The 20,100-nt window shown below is 71.4% G+C and carries 16 protein-coding genes; 9 read left to right on the forward strand and 7 right to left on the reverse strand.

What is annotated here, in order from left to right; translation table 11 throughout:
- Positions 1-24 precede the first annotated feature (24 nt).
- Together A3CQ_RS0125750 and mshB are read right to left on the reverse strand one after the other, a co-directional pair.
- Complete coding sequence (locus tag A3CQ_RS0125750) at positions 25-510, reverse strand: hypothetical protein (RefSeq protein ID WP_245577326.1); 486 nt, start codon at positions 508-510, stop codon at positions 25-27.
- A gap of 2 nt (positions 511-512) precedes the next feature.
- Positions 513-1,415 carry an N-acetyl-1-D-myo-inositol-2-amino-2-deoxy-alpha-D-glucopyranoside deacetylase gene (gene mshB / locus A3CQ_RS0125755; protein ID WP_040432851.1) on the reverse strand — a complete coding sequence of 301 codons (903 nt, stop codon included), beginning with the start codon at positions 1,413-1,415 and terminating at the stop codon, positions 513-515.
- A gap of 83 nt (positions 1,416-1,498) precedes the next feature.
- On the opposite strand from mshB, the gene A3CQ_RS53985 reads away from it, so the two are divergent.
- From A3CQ_RS53985 to A3CQ_RS0125790, 7 genes are all read left to right on the forward strand, one after another.
- The gene (locus A3CQ_RS53985) at positions 1,499-3,367 is read left to right on the forward strand and encodes a S9 family peptidase (protein WP_020513835.1); all 1,869 of its coding nucleotides are present in this window, start codon (positions 1,499-1,501) and stop codon (positions 3,365-3,367) included.
- 46 nt (positions 3,368-3,413) lie between these two features.
- A complete protein-coding gene (locus tag A3CQ_RS0125765; RefSeq protein WP_020513836.1) occupies positions 3,414-4,850 on the forward strand; it encodes a TldD/PmbA family protein in 1,437 nt (478 codons plus the stop codon).
- On the forward strand, positions 4,847-6,298 hold the full coding sequence (locus A3CQ_RS0125770; protein WP_020513837.1) for a TldD/PmbA family protein: 1,452 nt from the start codon (positions 4,847-4,849) through the stop codon (positions 6,296-6,298). Before A3CQ_RS0125765 ends, A3CQ_RS0125770 begins: the two co-directional genes overlap by 4 nt.
- Positions 6,299-6,334: 36 nt before the next feature.
- Entirely contained in the window at positions 6,335-7,294 is a 960-nt protein-coding gene (locus tag A3CQ_RS60195) for a hypothetical protein (RefSeq protein ID WP_026206189.1), read from the forward strand.
- Between the two features lie 243 nt (positions 7,295-7,537).
- On the forward strand, positions 7,538-8,347 hold the full coding sequence (gene sdhC, locus A3CQ_RS0125780) for a succinate dehydrogenase subunit SdhC (protein WP_026206190.1): 810 nt from the start codon (positions 7,538-7,540) through the stop codon (positions 8,345-8,347).
- A 14-nt stretch (positions 8,348-8,361) separates the two neighbouring features.
- Positions 8,362-10,284: a fumarate reductase/succinate dehydrogenase flavoprotein subunit gene (locus A3CQ_RS0125785; RefSeq protein WP_020513839.1), complete on the forward strand. Its 1,923-nt coding sequence runs from the start codon at positions 8,362-8,364 to the stop codon at positions 10,282-10,284.
- Positions 10,284-11,327, forward strand: coding sequence for a succinate dehydrogenase/fumarate reductase iron-sulfur subunit (locus A3CQ_RS0125790; protein WP_020513840.1), 1,044 nt, complete (start codon positions 10,284-10,286; stop codon positions 11,325-11,327). The genes A3CQ_RS0125785 and A3CQ_RS0125790 overlap by 1 nt, the downstream gene beginning before the upstream one ends.
- Before the next feature lie 302 nt (positions 11,328-11,629).
- Here the strand turns inward: A3CQ_RS0125790 and A3CQ_RS0125795 are convergent, their stop codons facing one another.
- Genes A3CQ_RS0125795 through A3CQ_RS0125810 form a run of 4 tightly spaced genes read right to left on the reverse strand, consistent with a single transcriptional unit; the run spans position 11,630 to position 14,703 of the window.
- Complete coding sequence (locus A3CQ_RS0125795; protein ID WP_020513841.1) at positions 11,630-12,172, reverse strand: GNAT family N-acetyltransferase; 543 nt, start codon at positions 12,170-12,172, stop codon at positions 11,630-11,632.
- Between the two features lie 27 nt (positions 12,173-12,199).
- A complete protein-coding gene (locus tag A3CQ_RS0125800) occupies positions 12,200-13,096 on the reverse strand; it encodes a MerR family transcriptional regulator (protein WP_040432821.1) in 897 nt (298 codons plus the stop codon).
- Positions 13,097-13,142: 46 nt separating this feature from the next.
- On the reverse strand, positions 13,143-13,907 hold the full coding sequence (locus A3CQ_RS0125805; RefSeq protein ID WP_020513843.1) for a class I SAM-dependent methyltransferase: 765 nt from the start codon (positions 13,905-13,907) through the stop codon (positions 13,143-13,145).
- Positions 13,908-13,941: 34 nt separating this feature from the next.
- Positions 13,942-14,703, reverse strand: coding sequence for a TetR/AcrR family transcriptional regulator (locus A3CQ_RS0125810; protein WP_020513844.1), 762 nt, complete (start codon positions 14,701-14,703; stop codon positions 13,942-13,944).
- Between the two features lie 86 nt (positions 14,704-14,789).
- Between A3CQ_RS0125810 and A3CQ_RS53990 the strand changes: the two genes are divergently transcribed.
- A complete protein-coding gene (locus A3CQ_RS53990) occupies positions 14,790-16,319 on the forward strand; it encodes an MFS transporter (protein WP_020513845.1) in 1,530 nt (509 codons plus the stop codon).
- Between the two features lie 231 nt (positions 16,320-16,550).
- Here the strand turns inward: A3CQ_RS53990 and A3CQ_RS0125820 are convergent, their stop codons facing one another.
- On the reverse strand, positions 16,551-18,791 hold the full coding sequence (locus A3CQ_RS0125820; protein ID WP_245577327.1) for a beta-glucosidase family protein: 2,241 nt from the start codon (positions 18,789-18,791) through the stop codon (positions 16,551-16,553).
- 306 nt (positions 18,792-19,097) lie between these two features.
- On the opposite strand from A3CQ_RS0125820, the gene A3CQ_RS0125825 reads away from it, so the two are divergent.
- The gene (locus A3CQ_RS0125825) at positions 19,098-19,742 is read left to right on the forward strand and encodes an alpha-ketoglutarate-dependent dioxygenase AlkB (protein WP_020513847.1); all 645 of its coding nucleotides are present in this window, start codon (positions 19,098-19,100) and stop codon (positions 19,740-19,742) included.
- The last annotated feature ends 358 nt before the right edge of the window (positions 19,743-20,100 follow it).

Here is a 20,100-nt window from a genome sequence, read left to right on the forward strand (position 1 = left end):
TGAAAGCTGGGAGTCGGCTGCGAGTTAGGGCCGAGACACGCGTTTCAGGATCATTCGGTACGAGTAGACGGCGAAGCTCAGGCTGCCGACGAGGATCATGACGAGGCCGACCCAGTCGTTGCCGGCCAGCAGATAGTCGCCCTCGCTGGTGCGTACGCCGGCCGCGAACAACATCATCAGCGTCCAGAGCGCCCAGGGCGGGGCCATCGCCCAGCGCTTGCCGCCGGTGGTGCTCACCGCGAACCAGGCGATCGCGTAGTTCGCCACCGCGGCGAGCAGGATCGCGAGGCCGAGCACCGGCCCGTCGCCCGAGCCGATCGAGTCGCCCCGCCAGATCGTGGTGAGGTCGCCCCAGCGCAGCGGGGTCAGAAACAGCTCGAGCACGCCGGTCACGAAGGTCGCGACGATCGCGACCAGCACGCCGCCGACCACGATGACCCGGTCGAGGCCCCGGCGCTCCGGCTCGGGCGCGACCGCCTCGGCCGGCGTCTCCTGCTTCTGCTGGCTCATGGTCATCTCGCAGCCGCGTCCGCTATCGCCGGCTCGTCGATCTCCAGCCCGCTGAACAGGTCGCTCTCCCAGTTGTGCGGGCCCTCGCCCGGGCCGCGCTCGCCCTTGGCGAGGAGGAAGTACTCCACGCCCATGAACTCGCCGCCGAAGTCACCGGCGATCCCGTACAGCCAGGAATTGTCGGGGATCTGGGTGGCGTGCGCACGCATGGCCGCCACCTTCTGGTTGTAGTGGTCGGTGCCGTCCATCCGGGCCGCGATCTCCTCGTCGGTGTGGCCGAACGGCAGGTCCTCCACCTTTTCCACCTCGGCGAACGGGTTGTCGTCGAGCTCGCGGAACGCTTCCATGCCCTCGCGGAGCACGCTCAGCGGCATCGCGGTCCAGTAGATCTTCTCCGGGCCGTCCGGGCCGGCCAGCTCGGCCGCGCGCATGGCCACCCGGTGCGCCTGGATGTGGTCGGGATGGCCGTAGAAGCCGTTCTCGTCGTACGTGATCATGACCTGCGGCCGGATCTCCCGGATGATCTCCAGAAGATGACCCGCGGCCTCGTCGAGGTCGGCGCCCCAGAACGCCCGCGGATGATCGTTGGTCGGCAGGCCCATCATGCCCGAGTCGCGGTAGCGGCCCGCGCCACCGAGGATGCGGTGGTCGGTGACGCCCAGCGCCGCGCACGCCCGGTCCAGCTCCGTCAGCCGGTAACCGCCGAGCTGGTCGGCCTGCTTCGCCTCGAGCTGGGCGAGCTCGGGGACGTGGATCTCGCCCTCCTCACCGAGCGTGCAGGTCACGAGCGTCACGTGGGCGCCCAGGGCGGCGTAGTGCGCCATGGTCGCGCCGGTGCCGGTGACCTCGTCGTCGGGATGGGCGTGCACCAGCAGCAGGCGGCGTGCGGGCAGGGTGTCAGTCACGGCCGCCACTTTACGCGGGAGCACGCCGAGCTTTTCGGAGCCGGGCTGCGAGTTTGCGAGGCGGACCGAGCCCTTGATCAGCGATGCTGGACAGCGTGGACTACCCCGGACTCGCCGGTCGCACCGGTCACTTCAGCTACGGCGCCCCGCGCGCCGTGACGATCGGCGCGGACGGCGCCCGGGTGGCCTTCCTGCGCTCGGCCGGGCCGGAGGACCCCGCGGCCGCGCTCTGGACGCTGACGGTCGCCACCGGGGACGAGACCCTGATCGCGGAGGGGCCCGTCGAGACGTACGCGGTGGATCGCGACGCGCGGACGGCGGCGTTCGCCCGCGACGGGCGGCTCTTCCGCGCCGACCTGGCCGAGGGCGGGGTCACCGAGGTGCCGGTGGACGGGGTCGCCGAGGATCCGCGGCCCGACCCGACCGGGCGGCACATCGGGTACGTGACCGTCACCGGCGGGTCCGCGTCGCTGCGGGTCGCCGGGCGGGGCGGCGACCGGCTGCTGGCCGGCGAGCCCGGCAACGCGTGGCGCGAGCACGGCGGTCTGATCTCGTGGGGCGTGCCCGACCCGGCCGCGGTCCAGTTCGGCCGGCGGCGCGGCTGGTGGTGGGCGCCCGACGGCTCGCAGATCCTCGCCACCCGCACGGCCGGGGCGACCAGCCTGCACCTGCTCGACCTCGACGAGGGCTGGGTCGACGTCCATTGGGACCGGGAGACCTATCCGTACGTGGTGAACGTGCGCTGGGCCGACGGCGGCGGGCCGCTGATGACCGTGCTGCGCCGGATGCAGCAGCACGGGCTGGTGCTGGCGATCGATCCGCGCACCGGGGAGACGCAGGTGCACGCGGAGCTGGCCGACGCCCGCTGGGTCGAGCCGGTGGCCGGCACGCCGCGACACCTGCCGGACGGGCGGGTTCTGGTCGGCGGGGAACTGGCGCACGACGGTTTCGACGCGCGCTGCCTGTTCGCCGACGGGAGCCTGCTCACCCCGCCCGGGCTCTACGTGCGGCGGGTCGTCGGCACGCTGCCCCGCTCGGACGCCCCGACCGGCGCGCCCGATCTGGTCGTGGAGGGCACCGACGGCGACCCGTCGGCCCAGTCGGTCTTCCGCGTCCGTACGGCATTGGGCGGAGGCGGCGCCGAAGCCCGCAAGATCAGCATGACCCCCGGCTGGCACCGCGCCGAGGCCAACGGCGACGTGCTGGTCCTCGACGACACGGTCTGGCGAGGCGAGGAGCGGGTGGCCACGCTGCGCAACTTCGCGGCGCCGCTGCCGTACCACCCGAGCCCGATCCTCGAACGCGTGACCGACCGTCGCCTGCCGGCCGCGGTGCTCTACCCCGCCGGCTTCGTGGGGGGCGGGAAGATCCCGGTGCTGGTCACCCTGGGCGACGGCACCGGCCATCAGCAGGTGGTCACCGACCCGGCGGCGTGGCAGGAGCGGCAGTGGTGGGCCGACGCCGGCTTCGCGGTGGTCAGCGTCGATTCGAGGGGTACGCCGGGGGTCGCGCCCAGCTTCGAGAAGGTGGTGCACCGCCGCCTGGGCGACGTGGCCCTCGCCGACCAGGTGGACGCCCTGCACTCGCTGGTCGGCAAGCACCCGGATCTGGACATGACGGCGGTGTCGGTGCGCGGCACGGGCCTGGGCGGATGGCTGGCCGCGATGGCGGTGCTGCGGCGCCCCGACGTCTTCCACCGGGCCGTCGCCCGCGAGCCGGTGACGGACTGGTACCACCTGCCGGCGCCCTTCGCGGAGCGGTATCTGGGCGACCGTTCGGACGCGGCCGACGTCTACGCCCACCACAGCCTGGCCGAGGCGGCGGCCCAGTCCGACCGCTCCCGCCCGCTCCTGCTGATCGGCACCGCCCTCCCCGGCCTCACCTCGGTCCCGGCCGCGTCCTTGGACGAGGAGTTGGCCTTCCTGCGAGGCCACGACGGAGGTCCGGGATAGCGCCGCCGCGCTGAGTTTTGTCGTACCGGTCCCCTAGGGTCGGTGCATGAGCCACTTCGATGAGGCGTTGTCGGCGGTGCAGGCCGCCTTGGACGCCGGGGCGCGTTATGCCGACGCACGCGTCATGGTGCGTCGCACGGAATCGATGACCGCGCGCGACGGGGATGTCGAGGATCTGAGCTCCGACGAGAGCGCCGGTCTCGGCGTGCGGGCCCTGGTCGGGTCCAGCTGGGGCTTCTATGCGGTGCCCGACCTGTCCGACGCCGCCGCCCGCGCGGCCGGGCGCCGGGCCGCGCTGATCGCCGCGGCCAGCGCGACCGTGCCGGGGCCGCCGATCGACCTGGTGCCGGCCGGCGCCGGCGAGGCGAGCTGGGCCAGCGACTGCGTGGTCGACCCGCTCGGCGTGCCGCTGTCCGCCAAGGGTGACCTGCTGGTCGGGGCGACCGCCGCGGCCAAGGCGGCGGGCGCCGACATCGCCGAGGCCCTCTACCACATCTGGGACACGCGCAAGTGGTTCGTCTCCAGCGAGGGTCACCGCATCGACCAGCACATCCGCGAGTGCGGCGCGGGCGTCTGGGCCAGCGTCATCGGCGAGGGCGAGGTGCAGCGCCGGTCCTGGCCGTCGTACGGCGGCCAGTTCGGCACCCGCGGCTGGGAACTGGTCGACGAGCTCGACCTGCTGACCCACGCGCCGCGCATGGCGGAGGAGGCGCGCGCCCTGGTGACCGCGCCGCTCTGCCCGGCCGGTGAGACCGCCCTGATCCTTGGCGGCGAGCAGCTGGCGCTGCAGATCCACGAGTCCGTGGGCCACGCGATCGAGCTCGACCGCATCCTCGGGTGGGAAGCGGCGTTCGCCGGCACGAGCTGGCTCGACCTGGAAAAGCTGGGCTCGCTGCGCTACGGCTCCGACCTCATGAACATCACGATCGACCCGACCATCCCGGGTGCCCTCGGCAGTTTCGGGTACGACGACGAGGGCACCCCGGCCGGGAAACGCGACGCGGTCCGCGACGGCATCTGGGTGGGCGTGCTCGCCGGGCGCGACTCGGCCGCCGTGGCCGGGCTCGACTACGCGGGCAGCGTCCGTTCCGACGGCTGGGCGCGGCTGCCGATGGTCCGGATGACAAACGTGGGCCTCGAGCCCGGCCCGCACACGCTCGACGAGATCATCGCGGCCACCGACGACGGCGTCTACATGGAGACCAACCGCTCCTGGTCCATCGACGACCGCCGGCTCAACTTCCAGTTCGGCTGCGAGATCGGCTACGAGGTGAAGAACGGCAAGCGCGGCCGCCTGCTGCGCAACCCGACCTACACCGGCATCGGCCCCAAGTTCTGGCAGTCGATGGACATGCTCTCCTCGGAAACCATCGCCTGGGGCACGCCGAACTGCGGAAAGGGTCAGCCCGGCCAGGTGGGTCACACCGGCCACCCGTCGGCCCCGGCCCGCTTCACCAACGTACGCGTGGGGGTGCGCGGATGAGCGTCGAGCTGGATCTCGCCGGCCGGGTCGTCGAGCTGGTCCGCTCCGCGGCGGGCCCGGCCGCGCGGACGGAGGTCATGGTCGAGCACAACGCCGAGGCGCTGACCCGCTTCGCGAACTCGGCGATCCATCAGAACGTCGCGGACGCGACCACGGTCGTACGGCTGCGGCTGCACCTCGACGGCCGCAGCTCGGCCGGCTCCACCACGATCACCGGCCCCGACGGGCTGCGGGCGCTGGTCGACCGCACGATCGCGGCCGCCCGGGTGAGCCCGGCCGACCCGACCTGGCCCGGCCTCACCGAGCCCACCCCGCTGCACGTCTCGGCCGGCCACCCCGGCTCGGGCATCCACTCGGGCCTCGACTTCGGCTTCGACGAGGCGACCGCCCGGTCCGACCCGGGCGAGCGGGCGGCGCGGGTGCGTGACTTCGTGCGCGCGGCGGGCGGGCTCGAGACGGCCGGTTTCTGCCGCACGGTGTACGTCTCGGCCGCCTTCGCGAACAGCGCCGGCCACGCGGTCGAGGGCCGCACCGCCGAGGCCGCGATGGACGGCATCGCCCGTGTCGACGGCTCCGACGGCGTGGCACGCCTGGCGAGTGGCCGTCTGGCCGACATCGACGGCGCGGTGCTCGGCGCACGGGCCGCGGCCAAGGCGCGCGCGGCCCGGGGCCCGGTCGAGCTGCCGCCCGGGCGTTACGAGGTGGTGCTCGAGCCTGAGGCGGTCGCCGACCTGCTGGGAAACTTCGCCTTCTTCGGCTTCAACGGCAAGCTGTTCAACCAGCGGCAGTCGTTCGCCGAGATCGGCGCCGAGCAGTTCGACCCGTCGGTGACCATTGTGGACGATCCGCTCGGCAGCCGGGGCGAGCCCGCGCCCGGGGTGCCGTTCGACGGGGAGGGCACCCCGCGCGCGACGCTGGTGCTGGTGCGCGACGGCGTGACCAAGGCGGTGACCCACGACCGGCGGTCGGCGGCCGAGGCGGGCACGGAATCGACCGGGCACGCCTGGGACGGTTCCCGCTCGTGGGGGCCGATGGCGACGAGCATGCGGCTGGAAGCGGCGCCCGCCGGGACCGAGTCGCCACCCGCCGAGCCGAGCCCGACGGCGGAGCCGGGCCCGACCGCCGAGTCGGCCCGGCCGCTGGTGGAGCACGTCGAGCGCGGCCTGCTGATCACCGATTTCTGGTACACCCGGGTCCTCGACCCGAAGAGCCTGGTGATCACCGGTCTGACCCGCAACGGCGTGTGGCTGGTGGAGGACGGCGAGGTCACCTCCGCGGTGAGCAACATGCGGTTCACCCAGTCCTATCCGCAGGCGCTGGGCATCGGCATGGTCCGCGGCATCGGCGCCGAGTCGATCCTGCTGCCCGATCGATGGTCCGGTGTGCGGTTCGCGGCCCCCGCCCTGCACCTGGCCAGCTGGAACCTGACCGGCAATGCCTCCGGCTGATCACCTGCACATTGACCGGCGTGCTTCACTGGGCCGGTGAGCGACGCACCCCGCGACCCGGGCGATGACGAGGCCCCGACCAGCCGCTTCTCGGCCGGCCGGGGCTGGCGCGACAGCGCCGACGAGCCCGTGACGGGCGCCCCGGCCGGCGCCTCGTCGTCCGACCTCGGCGGCTCGTCCGCCTGGACCGCCGGCGGCGGGGCGCAGGTTTCGGGTGACTCGTCCGCGTGGACGGGTGGCGGCTCGCCGGCGTCGAGTGGCTCGGCGGCGTGGACCGTCGGCGGCTCGCCGGCTTCGGGTGGCTCGTCCGCGGGCGCCTTTGGCGGCGCGCCGGCCTCGGCCGGAAGCCCGGAGCAGCCGGCCGAGGCCGATCCGGGCGGGGCGACACCGGTCTCGGGCGGGAACGGTCCCGCGTTCGCCCGGCCGGCGGAGGGACCCGCCGCCGGCCGGCGTTTGCTCGGCTTCGGGCCACCGCCGGCGGCGCCCGGCGACGAGCGCCAACGGCGTCGCCGGCGCTGGTTCATCGTCGGCATCGCGGTGGCCGCCGCCGTCATCGTCGTGGCGATCTGCGCGGGTGGGCTCTCCATCGTCTCGACGATCGACGGGGCTCGCGACCGGGCGGCCGACGCCCGCGAGGCGCGGGCACAGCGCGAGACCGACTGCCTCGACCTCGAGCGACGGCTCAACCGCCTGGTCCCGCCGGGCTCGACGAGCGGGCCGGCCGCGCGGGCCACCGCGATCCGCGACGAGAACTCGGCCGTCCGCATCTACGTCGATCAGCTGGACAACCAGCGGGACGAGGACGCGTGGCGGCAGCTGCTGGACGCGCGCACCGTTTACGCCGACGCACTCGACCGGCAGGCCAAATCCCGTACGCCCGCGTTTTATGTCGCCCCCCGGACCACCGACGGCCTTGCCGTGACCGACGAGCTCGCCCAATGGTCTCCGGCGTCCTGTGCCGGAGCGATCCGACGGCTGGCCGCGCCGGAACTCTGAAACCGGGCTCCGAAACCGGGCGGCGAAAGGGCGGCAAACCGGCGCCGAAAGCTAAGATCGACTACCGCGTTTGCGCAGGTGGATGCGAGTGGGGCTCGATTTTGTGACCTAGACATCATCCCTGCGCCGCAAACTGTCCGACCCCCGGCGTAACGTGTGCCACACATCACGGACGCACGGCGGCTGTGGGGCTCCCCCGCCCGTTAACAGCCGGGTCACATGACAGGCACGTCAGGAGATCGAATGACGACGACGGCAACGAGGCCGGGCGCGGCGGGGCGTAACCGCGCGGCGATCGCGGCGAAAACGTTGCGCACCGACAGATGGTGGTTTCCCCCACTTGTCACCTTCGTGGGTCTCGCGGCATGGGTCCTCTACGCGACCGTCCGCGTCTTCATGCACAAGTGGTATTTCGTCGAGGACTACCACTACCTCACGCCGTTCTACTCACCGTGTCTGACCGACCGGTGCGTCGAGGGCTCGGCCGAGTTCGGCACCCCGTTGCCGAGCGCCTGGTTCATCCCCGAGGCCGCCTTCACGCTGCCGTTCCTGCTGCTGTTCCGGCTGACGTGTTACTACTACCGCAAGGCGTACTATCGCTCGTTCTGGTTTTCCCCGCCGGCCTGCGCGGTACCAGACGCTCACCAGAAATACTCCGGTGAGACCCGCTTCCCGCTGATCTTCCAGAACGTCCACCGGTACGCGTTCTACGCCGCCGGGATCATCTCGCTGATCAACACGTGGGATGCCATCCGCGCGTTCCACAGCCCGAGCGGGTTCGGCTTCGGCCTGGGCAACATCATCCTGGTCGGCAACGTGGTGATGCTCTGGGCATACACGTTGTCCTGCCATTCCTGCCGCCACATCGCCGGCGGCCGGCTCAAACACTTCTCCAAGCACCCGCTGCGGTACCGCTTCTGGACCTTCGTGTCGAAGCTGAACACGCGGCACATGATGCTGGCCTGGATCACGCTGGGCACGCTCGCGCTCACCGATTTCTACGTCATGGCCGTTTCCGCGCACTGGTTCGACGACCTGCGTTTCATCGGCTGAGAGGAGCGACGACGATGACCACCCGAATCGAACGGCACCACTACGACGTCGTCGTGATCGGGGCCGGCGGCGCCGGCCTGCGCGCGGCGATCGAGGCCCGGCTGGCCGGGAAACGCACCGCGATCATCTCGAAATCACTGTTCGGCAAGGCGCACACGGTCATGGCCGAGGGCGGCGCGGCCGCCGCCATGGGCAACGTGAACTCGCGCGACAACTGGATGGTGCACTTCCGCGACACGATGCGCGGCGGCAAGTTCCTCAACAACTTCCGCATGGCCGAGTTGCACGCCAAGGAGGCGCCGGAGCGGATCTGGGAGCTGGAGACCTACGGCGCGCTCTTCGACCGCACCAAGGACGGCAAGATCTCGCAGCGGAACTTCGGCGGCCACGAGTACCCGCGCCTCGCCCACGTCGGCGACCGCACCGGCCTCGAGCTGATCCGCACCCTGCAGCAAAAGATCGTCTCGCTGCAGCAGGAAGACTTCGCCGAGACCGGCAGCTACGACTCCAAGATCCGAGTCTTCGCCGAGACCACGATCACCGAGCTGATGCTCGACGGCGACCGCGTCGCCGGCGCCTTCGGCTACTACCGCGAGACCGGCGAGTTCCTGCTGCTCGAGGCGCCGGCCGTGGTCCTCGCGACCGGTGGCGTCGGCCGCAGCTACAAGGTCACGTCCAACTCCTGGGAGTACACGGGCGACGGCCACGCCCTGGCCCTGCGGGCCGGCGCGACGCTGATCAACATGGAGTTCCTCCAGTTCCACCCGACCGGCATGGTCTGGCCGCCCAGTGTCAAGGGCATCCTGGTCACCGAGTCGGTCCGGGGCGACGGCGGCGTGCTGCGCAACTCCGAGGGCAAGCGGTTCATGTTCAACTACGTCCCCGACGTGTTCCGCAAGCAGTACGCGGACACCGAGGAGGAGGCCGACCGCTGGTACACGGACCCCGACAACAACCGCCGCCCGCCGGAGCTGCTGCCCCGTGACGAGGTGGCCCGGGCGATCAACAGCGAGGTCAAGGAAGGCCGGGGCACCAAGGCCGGCGGCGTCTACCTCGACGTCTCCACCCGCATGCCGGCCGAGACCATCACCAAGCGCCTCCCGTCGATGTACCACCAGTTCAAGGAGCTGGCCGACGTCGACATCACGAAGGAGCCGATGGAGGTCGGTCCGACCTGCCACTACGTGATGGGCGGCGTCGAGGTCGACCCCGACTCGGCCGCCGCGTTCGGCAAGGTGACCGGCCTGTTCGCGGCCGGCGAGGTGTCCGGCGGCATGCACGGCTCCAACCGGCTCGGCGGCAACTCGCTCTCCGACCTGCTGGTCTTCGGCAAGCGCGCCGGCGAGCACGCCGCGGCGTACGTCGACGCCCTGGCCAAGCGCCCCCGGGTCGCGACCTCCGACGTCGAGTCGGCCGTCGACGTGGCGCTCGCCCCGCTCAACCGACAGAGCGGCGAAAACCCGTACACGTTGCAGCAGGATCTGCAGGCTGTGATGGGCGACCTGGTCGGCATCATCCGCCGGGCCGGCGAGCTGACCGACGCGGCCAAGCGCCTGCAGGAGCTCAAGCAGCGGGTCGCCAACGTCGGCGCCACCGGCGGCCGAAAGTACAACCCGGGCTGGCACCTCGCCCTCGACCTGCGCAACATGCTGGTCGTCTCGGAGTGCACGGCGAAAGCGGCACTCGAGCGGGAGGAGTCGCGCGGCGGCCACACCCGGGAGGACTTCCCGGCGATGAGCCCCGACTGGCGCAAGGTCAACCTGGTCTGCTCGGTCGACAAGTCCGGCGACGTGCACCTGGAGCGCAAACCGCTGCCGAAGATGCGCGAGGAGCTGATCACCCTGTTCGACCGCACCGAGCTGTCGAAATACCTGACCGACGGCGAGATGGTCGAGTTCGATGCACTGCCCGGCGCGGGCAAGACGGAGGCGAAGTAATGGGCACCAAGCGCCACTTCCGCGTCTGGCGCGGCGACTCGTCCGGCGGCGAGATCCAGGACTTCGACGTCGAGGTCAACGAGGGTGAGGTCGTGCTCGACATCATCCACCGGCTGCAGGCCACCCAGACGCCCGACCTGGCCTGCCGCTGGAACTGCAAGGCCGGCAAGTGCGGCTCCTGCTCGATGGAGATCAACGGCATGCCCAAGCTGGGCTGCATGACCCGCATGTCCACCTTCGAGGAGGACGAGACCGTCACGATCACGCCGCTGCGGACCTTCCCGGTCATCCGCGACCTGGTCACCGACGTCTCGTTCAACTACGAGAAGGCACGCGAGACCCCCGCGTTCGCGCCGCCCGAGGGGGTCGCCCCCGGCCAGTACCGCATGCAGCAGGTCGACGTCGAGCGCTCGCAGGAGTTCCGCAAGTGCATCGAGTGCTACCTCTGCCAGAACACATGTCACGTCGTGCGCGACCACGAGGAGAACAAGACGGCCTTCTCCGGGCCGCGTTTCTTCATCCGCGCGGCCGAGCTCGACATGCACCCGCTCGACGCCCGCGAGGATCGTAAGGAATACGCGCAGGCACACCAGGGCCTCGGCTACTGCAACATCACCAAGTGCTGCACCGAGGTCTGCCCCGAGCACATCAAGATCACCGACAACGCGATCATCCCGATGAAGGAACGCGTCGTCGACCGCCGCTACGACCCGCTGGTCTGGCTCGGCCGCAAAATCTTCCGCCGCGACCAGCTCGACGAGCCGGCCCGCGTCCCCGCCACGGTCTCCGCCTCAGCCTCGGGCGGGGGCTCGGCCGACAGCACTCCCGAGGTCCACACTTCGGGCACCCCGTTCACCAGCGCCCGCCAGGGCGAGGCCCCACCCGTCCGCGACGACGGCAAGATGGACGTCGCCGAGCTCGCGCTGCCCCACCAGGGCGGCCCGTCCCCCTTCGGCGACGACCAGGAGTTCCCGCTCCCCGTCGAGGACCTCACCTACAACCCGCCGTCCAAGGAAGACCCGGATTCCAAGGAAGACCACTAAGCCTGCTGCAACTCCATGCAGGTGGGAGGCCGTCGCTTCACAAGCGGCGGCCTCCTTCTTTCCCCGTACGCGTGATCCCAGTCCCCAACCGCAGCCAGTCCGTCCCACCGTGCCGCGCCCGGCTGGGTGATTGGTCACGCTCCGCGCGCCCGCTCCGGGCGGGCCCACGTGCCAGCCCGGCCCGGCGATCCGTTGCGCTCCGCGCGCCCGCTCCAGGCGGGGCTGACCGCCGGCCTTAGCCCGACGATCCGGTGCCCGGTTCGGGCGGGCCTGCGACCTGGCGCGGGCCGGCGGTGGTTTGCTCAGCGTGGTTCGGTCGGCGGGTCTTCGTCGGTGGTCAGCTCGCGCTGGGTGATGGCCACGTCGTACCAGGCGCCGTTCTTGAAGCCGATGCGCCGATGGACGCCGACCGGGCGGAATCCGAGGGCGGCGTGCAGGCCCTCGCTCGCGGGGTTGGGCAGCGTCATCTTCCCTACCGCCACGCGGAAGCCGCGCTCGGTCAGCCGATCCAGAAGTGCCTGGTAGAGCGAGCGGCCGACGCCCGCGCCGCGATGCCGCGAGGACAGGTAGATGCTCGTCTCGCAGGACCAGCGGTAGGCCTCGCGGGCCGCGAACGGGCGGGCGTAGGCGTAGCCGGCCACCTCGCCGCCGGCCTCGGCCACCAGCCAGGCGTGCGTGCCGGACGCCTCCCGGATGCGGGCAGCCATCTCCGCCTCCGTCGGCGGGGTGATCTCGAAGCTCACCGCCGTGTCGAGCACGAACGGCCGATAGATGGCGACGCACGCCGCCGCGTCGCCCTCCCCCGCGTCGCGAATCGTCAGCTCCGGCGATGTCTGCTCAGCCACGCAGGACCTCCGCCGCGTCGCGAATCGTCAGCTCTGGCGACGTTTGCTCAGCCATTGGAGAACCTCCAGCGCGTGCATCGCGGGGGCGGCGATCGGATGGAAGACATGCTCGATCACGTCGTCGCGGATGACCAGCGTGAGGCGGCGATAGAGAACCATGTCACCCGCGCCGAAGGTGGGCAGGCCGAGCGTGGTCGCCAGCGTCATGCGCGGGTCGGGCAGCAGGGGGTAGGGCAGGCGCAGCCGGTGCACCAGCTCGCGCTGGTAGCCCGTCGACTGCGCGGACAGCCCGAACACGCGCGCCGCGCCGGCCGCGAGCAACTCGGCGTGGTGGTCGCGGAACCACGACGCCTGCTCGGTCGAGCCGCGGGCGCCGGGAATCTCCAGGAGGCTGTCGGGCAGGTCGACGCCGGGGCGGCCGGTCAGCGGGTAGACGAAGACGACGCTGCGACCGGGCCCGAGCGCGGCCAGGTCGACCGGGCGCCCGTCGGTGGCGTAGAAGCGGAGGCTCGGCAATCTCGCCCCGACCAGGTCGGCCGGGTCGGCGCTGGCCCGGCCGGGCGCCGGTGGCCGGACCCGCCCGGCGGCCGCGTCGAGCCGGTCGTGCAACCCGTCCCGCTGAGCGGTGAGCCGGCCGATCCGCTCCTGCAGGCCGTCGATCGCGCTGCGGTAGGTGGCGACCGCGGCCGCGCACACGTCGGCGTCCCGCCCCTCGGCGAGGCTCTCCACGAACGGCCGAGTCTCGTCGACGCTCAGCCCGAGCGCGGTCAGCTCCCGGATCTGCTGGACCAAGCGCACGGCGATCGGCTCGTACTCCCGGTAGCCGTTGCCCAGCCGCCGGGGCACAACCAGGCCGGCGGCCTCGTAGTACCGCAGCGCCCGCACGGTGGTCCCGGTCCGACGTGCCAACTCTCCGACCCGCATGCCGGGACCCTAAACCCGAACCTCAAGGTCCGGGTCAAACCCGCGCTCACGGGTGGCCGACCAGGAGGCGCAGGGAGCCGAGGAACTGCGGTTGGGTGCGCAGGTGCCCGTACCGCTGCTGCCACGCACCGGAAGCCAGATCGGCGCGCAAGCGATCGACGGCGCGCTGGGTCGCCGCCGGCGTGACGAAGCCCCAGGCCGACTGGGCCGCGCGCACCTGCGGATCGAGGAAGGCCTCGGGACGGGCGTAAAACGCCTCGGTGAAGCCGTCCACGCAGTCGATGGGGATCGGCACCTCGATGATCTCGGTGCTGCGGCCGATCGCGGCCGCGACGGTCGCCACGGGTGGGTAGCGGCGGCGCTCGGCGGTGACCAGCTCGGGGACGTAGGCCGCCAGCCACAGCCTTTCCAACTCGTCACCGTCGAAGGTCAGCACGACCACGGGGCCGCGGGCGACCCGGCGCATCTCGGCGAGACCCCGCGCCGCGTCGCGCCACTGATGCACGGTCACGGTCGCCATCACCGCGTCGAAGGCGTCGTCGTCGAAGGGCAGCGACTCGGCGGTCGCCGCCAGCGCCGGCGCCGCACCCGGTGGTCGCTGGGCACGCATCGCCGCCGAGGGCTCGACCGCCAGCACATATCGGTCGTCAGGCTCGTAGGAGCCCGCGCCGGCGCCGACATTCAGCACAGTCCGGGCGTCGCCGAGCGCCGTACGGATCATCGCGGCGATCCGTGGGTCGGGGCGACGGCGCCGGGCATAGCCCTGGCCGTGGGTGTCGTAGTCGAAGTCTCCGGCGAGCGTTTGCGTCATGCCTGGAAGCTAAACCTCTACCCCAGGGGACGAGTCAAGCCGATTCGGGCGCCGGCGTCGCGGGTTTGTCGGCGGCCAGCCAATGCTCGAGGCCGTCGAGGATGCGGTCGAGCCCGAAGGCGAAGCCCTCGTCCCACTGTTTGCGCGGATCGAGGTCCGAATACGGGTTTTCCCGGCGCCACTGGTCGAAATGCGGATGGTCGGGGGCCATCTGCTCGAGATAGGGCTCCAGGTGCTGGTACATCTCCGTCACCGGGAGACCGGCCCGCGCGATGGAGGCGAGTGCCGCCGCCTCGGTGGTGGCCGAGCCGATGGCGTGGGCGTTGACCAGGCTGCTGACGAAGGCCAGCGGCATGCCGCTGAACCCGGCGTGGGTGAGCAGCCCGATCAGCCGGTCACCGAGACGCATCGCATTCGGCCCCAGCGTGGGTTTCGTGCCGAGCTGGGCGATCATCCAGGGGTGGCGCAGCATGGTGGCGCGCATGCCGGTCGCCACCACCGAGACGCCGACCCGCCAGGGCGCGTCGCCGGGCTCGGGGACGTAGACCTCGCCCATCACCTCGTCGACCGCCAGCTCGAGCAGCTCGTCCTTGTTCGCGACGTGCCAGTACAGCGAGGTGGCGCCGGCGTCGAGGCGGGTGCCGAGGCGACGCATGCTCAGGCCGGTCGTGCCCTCGGCGTCGAGCAGCTCGATGGCGGCGCGGACGATCTGCTCGCGGCTGAGTGTGGGCTGGCCGCTGCGGGCGCGGGGCGGACGCGTCCACACCGAGTGGACGAAATCCGGCTTCGAAGGCATGCCCCATCCTAGCCGGGGTCGAACAGCGTGCGACTTCGATGGTACGGTGTACGAGTCAATCGCACACCGTACGAGGGAGGCTCGCCATGCCCGACCGCAATCCCCGCCGCTGGTTGATCCTCGGCGTGCTCTGCCTGAGCCTGCTCGTGGTCGTCATCGACAACATGGTGCTCAACATCGCGATCCCGTCGCTGATCCGCGACCTCGGCGCGAGCACGTCGGAGATCCAGTGGATCGTCGACTCCTACATCCTGGTCTTCGCCGGCCTGTTGCTCACCGCGGGCAGTCTCTCCGACCGGCACGGTCGCCGGCGGGGCCTGATCATCGGCCTCATCGTCTTCGGGACCGGGTCGGCGCTCGCCACCCTCTGCCAGACGCCCGAGCAGCTGATCGCCGCGCGCGGCCTGATGGGTGTCGGCGGGGCGTTCCTGATGCCGGGCACGCTGTCGATCATCACGACGGTCTTCGACGAGCAGGAGCGCAAAAAGGCGATCGCCATCTGGAGCTCGGTGCTCGCGCTCGGCGCGCTCGGCAGCCCGGTCATCGGCGGCCTGCTCCTGCAGCACTTCTGGTGGGGCTCGGTCTTCCTCATCAACGTGCCGGTCGCGGCGCTTGCGATCGTCGCGGCGCTGCTGATCATCCCGGAGTCGCGCGGCGCGGCCAGCCGGCCCGACCTGCTCGGCGCGCTGCTCTCCTTCATCGGCATGACCGCCCTGGTCTGGGCCGTCATCTCGACGTCCCGCGACGGGTGGGGTTCGCCGCAGACCATCGGTGGGTTCGTCGTCGCGGCGGTCGGGATCATTGCGTTCGTCCTGTGGGAGCGGCGGGTCGCCGAGCCGATGCTGCCGCTCGCGCTGTTCCGCGACCGCAACTTCGCGGGCGCGAGCTTCTCGATCGTCCTGCTGTCGTTCTCCGCCGGTGGCGTGGTGCTCGCGCTGACGCAGCACATTCAGTTCGTGCTGGGCTATTCGCCGATCAGGGCGGGTCTCGCGTTCATCCCGATGATCGTGACGGTGATGATCTTCAACGGCATCGGCGTGGTCGTCGACAAGCGGCTCGGTACCCGCGCGACGCTGGCGATCGGCATGCTGCTGATGGCCGGCGGGTTCGGCGTGCTCGCCTCGCTCAACCCGGGAGATGGTTACCTGAAGCTCGCCGCCGCGCTGGTCGTGATCGGCATGGGCAGCGGCACGGCCGGTCCTGCGGCCTACGGCACCCTGCTCGGCGCGCTGCCGCCCGATCGGGTGGGTGTCGGCTCCGCGGTCAACGACACCGTGCAGCAGGTCGGCACGGCGCTGAGCATCGCGGTGCTGGGCAGCGTGCTGACCGCGGCCTATCGGTCGGCGATGCCGACCGACGTGGTCGCCCAGGCCCGCGACTCGATCGGCGACGCGCTCCGGATCGCGGCCCAGACCGGCGACGCGGCCCTGGCCCAGGTCGCGAAGGACTCGTTCGTTCAGGCGGTCGCGACCACCTCGCTGATCGGGGTGTTCGGCGGCATCGCGGCCGCGGTGGTCGCGGTCTCGGTCCTGCGTCCGAAGCCGAAGCCGCCCGCCGAGCCGACGCCCGCAACGCCCGCCGACGAGCCCGTCCCGGTCCCCGAGCACCAGCACTGATAGCCCACCGACATCGAAGTGCGCTGGTGACGGCCGGCCAATGCCAGGCACGACCAGCCGTCACGCCCCAGCACGGCGGACGGCCCCGTGCGCAGCACCGACGGCCAGGCCTGCGCCCAGCACGCCGGGCCGGCGACGGCGTCGTCACGGGTGATCGGCGGTTGAGCGGGCCGTGGAACGGAATCGGCTGTCCGGCCGGGTGAGACCGGCCGGACAGCGTGGTGGAACTGTTCAGGAGATGGTGAAGGAGGTGGTCAGGGGCAGGTCGCGGGAGCTTGCGCCGGCCTGGAGCTGGTAGGTGCCGGGTGCCGTGTCCCAGGCGTGAGCGGTGGTGTTCCAGAAGCTCAGGGGGTGGTCGGGTGAGGCGGCGTCGATCGTGATCTGCACCTTGGTGGTCTTGCCGGGTTTCAGGGTGACCTTGTCGTAGCCGACCAGGCGCTTGCCGGGCTCACCGGTGGTCGAGGGCAGCGTCAGGTAGAGCTGCGGGGTGGCCGTGCCGCTGCGGGTGCCGGTGTTGCGGACGTCGAAGGTCACCGTCACCTTGCCGGTGGTGCCGTGCAGGTGCGGGGTGACCTTCAGGTTCTGGTAGGCGAAGCTCGTGTAGGACAGGCCGTAGCCGAACGGGAAGAGTGGCTCGATGCCCTGCGCGTCGTACCACTTGTAGCCGACCTTGAGGCCCTCGTTGTAGCTGACCTGGCGGATCGCGGTGCTGCCGGCCGGGCGGGTGGTCGAGCCGTCGGCGAAGGTGCCGGGGTACTGGGCGGGGGTGTTGGCCGGGGTGTCGGCCAGCGACTTCGGGAAGGTCATCGGGAGACGGCCGGTGAAGTCGACGTCGCCGTAAAGCAGGCGGGCGATGGCGTTGCCCTGCTGGTCACCGGGGTACCACGCCTCGACGACGCCCTTCACGTTCGCCAGCCAGGGCATCGTGGTGGCCGTGCCGGTCTCCAGGACCACGATCGTGTTCGGGTTCGCGGCGGCGACCGCCGAGATCAGGGCGTCGCCGTTGCCGTCCAGGGCCAGGGTCGTACGGTCGGCGAACTCGCCCTGCTTCGCGTAGCCGAAGACCACCGCGACGTCGGCACTCTGGGCAACCGCCGCCGCGGCGGCCGGGTCGGCGCCGTTGCTGTAGGTGACGGTTTGGCCGGACTGTGCGGCCCGGGCGGTGATCGCGTCGAGCGGCGCGACCGGGTTCGGGCAGGCGGCCGAGTTGTTTCGGCCCTCGGCGCAGATGGTGCCGGCGCTGACCCCGTCGGTCGGCGTGTTCGAGGCGGTCTGGCCAATCACCGCGATCGTCTTCGAGCCGGTGGTAAGCGGGAGGACCGAGCCCTCGTTCTTCAGCAGCACCGAACCCTGCTCGGCGACCGCCTGCGCCACCGCCTTGTTCGCTGCGGTCGAGGTGCTTGTGGACGGCGTCGCCGGCAGCGGGTGATCGAACAGTCCGGCCTGGAGGTACGCGCGCACCACCCGGAACGCGGCCGCGTCGATCTGGGCCATCGAGACCTGCCCGGCGTCGAGCGCCGCCTCGATGTTCGCCGGCGTGTAGAAGCGCGGCCGGTTCAGCTCCTGGTCCAGCCCGTTGTTGAGCGACGGCGCGGTCGAGTGCACCGCGCCGAAATCGGAGACCACGTACCCGTCGAAACCCGCGTCGCCCTTGAGCAGATTGTTCAGGATCGGGTTCTCGCAGGCGTACGCGCCATTGATCTGGTTGTAGGAGCACATGATGCCGCCCGGCCGGCTCTTGTCCACGGCGATCGCGAACGGCAGGTCGTACACCTCGCGCAGGGTCCGACCGTCGATGTTGGACGAGCTGGTCTGCCGGTCGAGCTCCTGCTCGTTCGCGACGTAGTGCTTGACCACGGCCATTACCGGCTGGTCCCGGTTGCCGCGCTGCATGCCGTCGATCAGCTCGGCGGCCAGGTTGCCGCTGAGCAGCGAGTCCTCGCCGAGGTACTCGGGCGTACGGCCGGCCAGCGGCTCACGCGAGCTGGAGATGCCGGGGGCGAGCAGCACGTTCTTGCCGGCCCGGAAGGCCTCGTCGGCCTGCGTCTTTCCCTTCGTGTACGCGAGCTCGTCGTTCCACGTGCCGGCCAGCGCGAGTTGCGCCGGGAAGACGGTCACTCCCGCCGGTCCGCGTACGTAGTCGGGACCGTCCGCGTAGACCACGGTGGGGGTGCAGGCGACTTGGACCGGGTAGGTCACGCCGCTGAACGTGGTCTGGGCCGGCGAGTTCGCGGCCTGCTCGTCGAGCCAGCGCAGTTTCTGGCCGAGGGTGCTGTGCTCGAGCAGCAGCTTGGCGCGCTGGTCGGCGCTCTTGCGGGTGTCCATCCACGGGCAGGCGGCGGGGTAGCTCGCCGCATGGCCGAGACCGGCGGCGGGGGCGCCCGCACCGGTGGCGAGCAGCGTGCCGAGGGTCACGGAGACGCTCAGGGCGGCGCCTATTCTGCGTCGGGTCGAGGTGTTGGAACGTTTCACTTTCCGGCCTCCTGATCGGACCTCCCCGTCGGTGGACAGGGAGGTGTGCAGCGAGAGGGAGATGGTCCAGAAACGGCTTGTCACCAGCTTGTTTCACACCGGTGAACTCGCCTGATCATGCGTCCGCGAAAAGCCTCGAACCTAGTCCGAAGTGCACCGGCGTTAGCACAAAACTCACTCGACCGATGAGTACGCATGCTTCGATGCATGGTGTTTCCGCAGCTAGATGGTCAGATAGCCTGGCCCGGCGAATGTGAACGAGTAGGAGCCCTGCGGCCGATAGCACAGATGTACTAACATGGGCGGGTGACCAGCACCTACCAGCCGTCGATGCTCGATCTCATGGGCGCCGGCGGCCCCGCCGCTCCCGAGCTCGAGCCACTCACCGACCGCGTGATCCGCCACCGGTTGACCGCCGGCGCCTGGGTCGACGTGCTGCCCGGCTGGCTGCACGGCTCCGACGAGGTCTTCGAGACGCTGCTCGGCATCGACTGGCGGGCCGACCGCCGCCAGATGTATGACAACGTCGTCGACGTCCCGCGGCTGCTGCGATGGTTCGGCGGCGACGAGCCGCTCCCCCATCCCGTGCTGACCGAGGCCCGCTCGGCGCTGAGCGCGCACTACGCCGACGAGCTCGGCGAAGAGTTCGTGTCCGCGGGCATGTGCCTCTACCGCGACGGCCGCGACAGCGTCGCCTGGCACGGCGATACGATCGGCCGCTCGGCCCGCCACGACACCATGGTCGCCATCCTGTCGCTGGGCTCCCCGCGCTTCCTGTCGCTGCGCCCGCGTGCCGGCGGCCACGACACGCTGCGGTTCCCCCTCGGCCACGGCGACCTGATCGTGATGGGCGGCTCCTGCCAGCGCACCTGGGAGCACGCCATCCTCAAGACCGCGAAACCGGTCGGCCCCCGCATCAGCGTCCAGTTCCGCCCGATCAACGTGTCCTGACGCCCGCGGCAAACGGCCGCCGAGCGCGCCCAGCGCGGGGCCGCCCAGCGGGCGCAACGCGTGGCCGGCCAGTGGGGGCAACGCGTGGCTGGCCAGCGGGCGCAACGCACGGCCGGCCAGTGGGCGCAACGCATGGCCGGCCAGTGGGCGCAACGCATGGCCGGCCAGTGGGCGCAACGCGTGGCCGGCCGGTGGGGGCAACGCATGGCGGCCAGTGGGCGCAACGCGTGGCCGGCCAGCGGGCGCAACGCACGGCCGGCCAGCGGGCGCAACGCACGCCCAGCGGCCCCAGCGCGCGGCTGCCCGGTGGGCCCAGCGCGTGGCCGGCCGGTGGGGGCAACGCACGCCCAGCGGCCCC

The organism is Paractinoplanes globisporus DSM 43857, from assembly GCF_000379645.1.
GTDB lineage: Bacteria > Actinomycetota > Actinomycetes > Mycobacteriales > Micromonosporaceae > Actinoplanes > Actinoplanes globisporus.

Coding starts and splice junctions, on each gene's coding strand:
- A3CQ_RS0125750 (WP_245577326.1), bottom strand. CDS start 510: ATGAGCCAGCAGAAGCAGGAGACGCCGGCCGAGGCGGTCGCGCCCGAG.
- A3CQ_RS53985 (WP_020513835.1), top strand. CDS start 1,499: ATGCTGGACAGCGTGGACTACCCCGGACTCGCCGGTCGCACCGGTCAC.
- A3CQ_RS0125765 (WP_020513836.1), top strand. CDS start 3,414: ATGAGCCACTTCGATGAGGCGTTGTCGGCGGTGCAGGCCGCCTTGGAC.
- A3CQ_RS0125770 (WP_020513837.1), top strand. CDS start 4,847: ATGAGCGTCGAGCTGGATCTCGCCGGCCGGGTCGTCGAGCTGGTCCGC.
- sdhC (WP_026206190.1), top strand. CDS start 7,538: ATGACGACGACGGCAACGAGGCCGGGCGCGGCGGGGCGTAACCGCGCG.
- A3CQ_RS0125785 (WP_020513839.1), top strand. CDS start 8,362: ATGACCACCCGAATCGAACGGCACCACTACGACGTCGTCGTGATCGGG.
- A3CQ_RS0125790 (WP_020513840.1), top strand. CDS start 10,284: ATGGGCACCAAGCGCCACTTCCGCGTCTGGCGCGGCGACTCGTCCGGC.
- A3CQ_RS0125800 (WP_040432821.1), bottom strand. CDS start 13,096: ATGCGGGTCGGAGAGTTGGCACGTCGGACCGGGACCACCGTGCGGGCG.
- A3CQ_RS0125805 (WP_020513843.1), bottom strand. CDS start 13,907: ATGACGCAAACGCTCGCCGGAGACTTCGACTACGACACCCACGGCCAG.
- A3CQ_RS0125810 (WP_020513844.1), bottom strand. CDS start 14,703: ATGCCTTCGAAGCCGGATTTCGTCCACTCGGTGTGGACGCGTCCGCCC.
- A3CQ_RS53990 (WP_020513845.1), top strand. CDS start 14,790: ATGCCCGACCGCAATCCCCGCCGCTGGTTGATCCTCGGCGTGCTCTGC.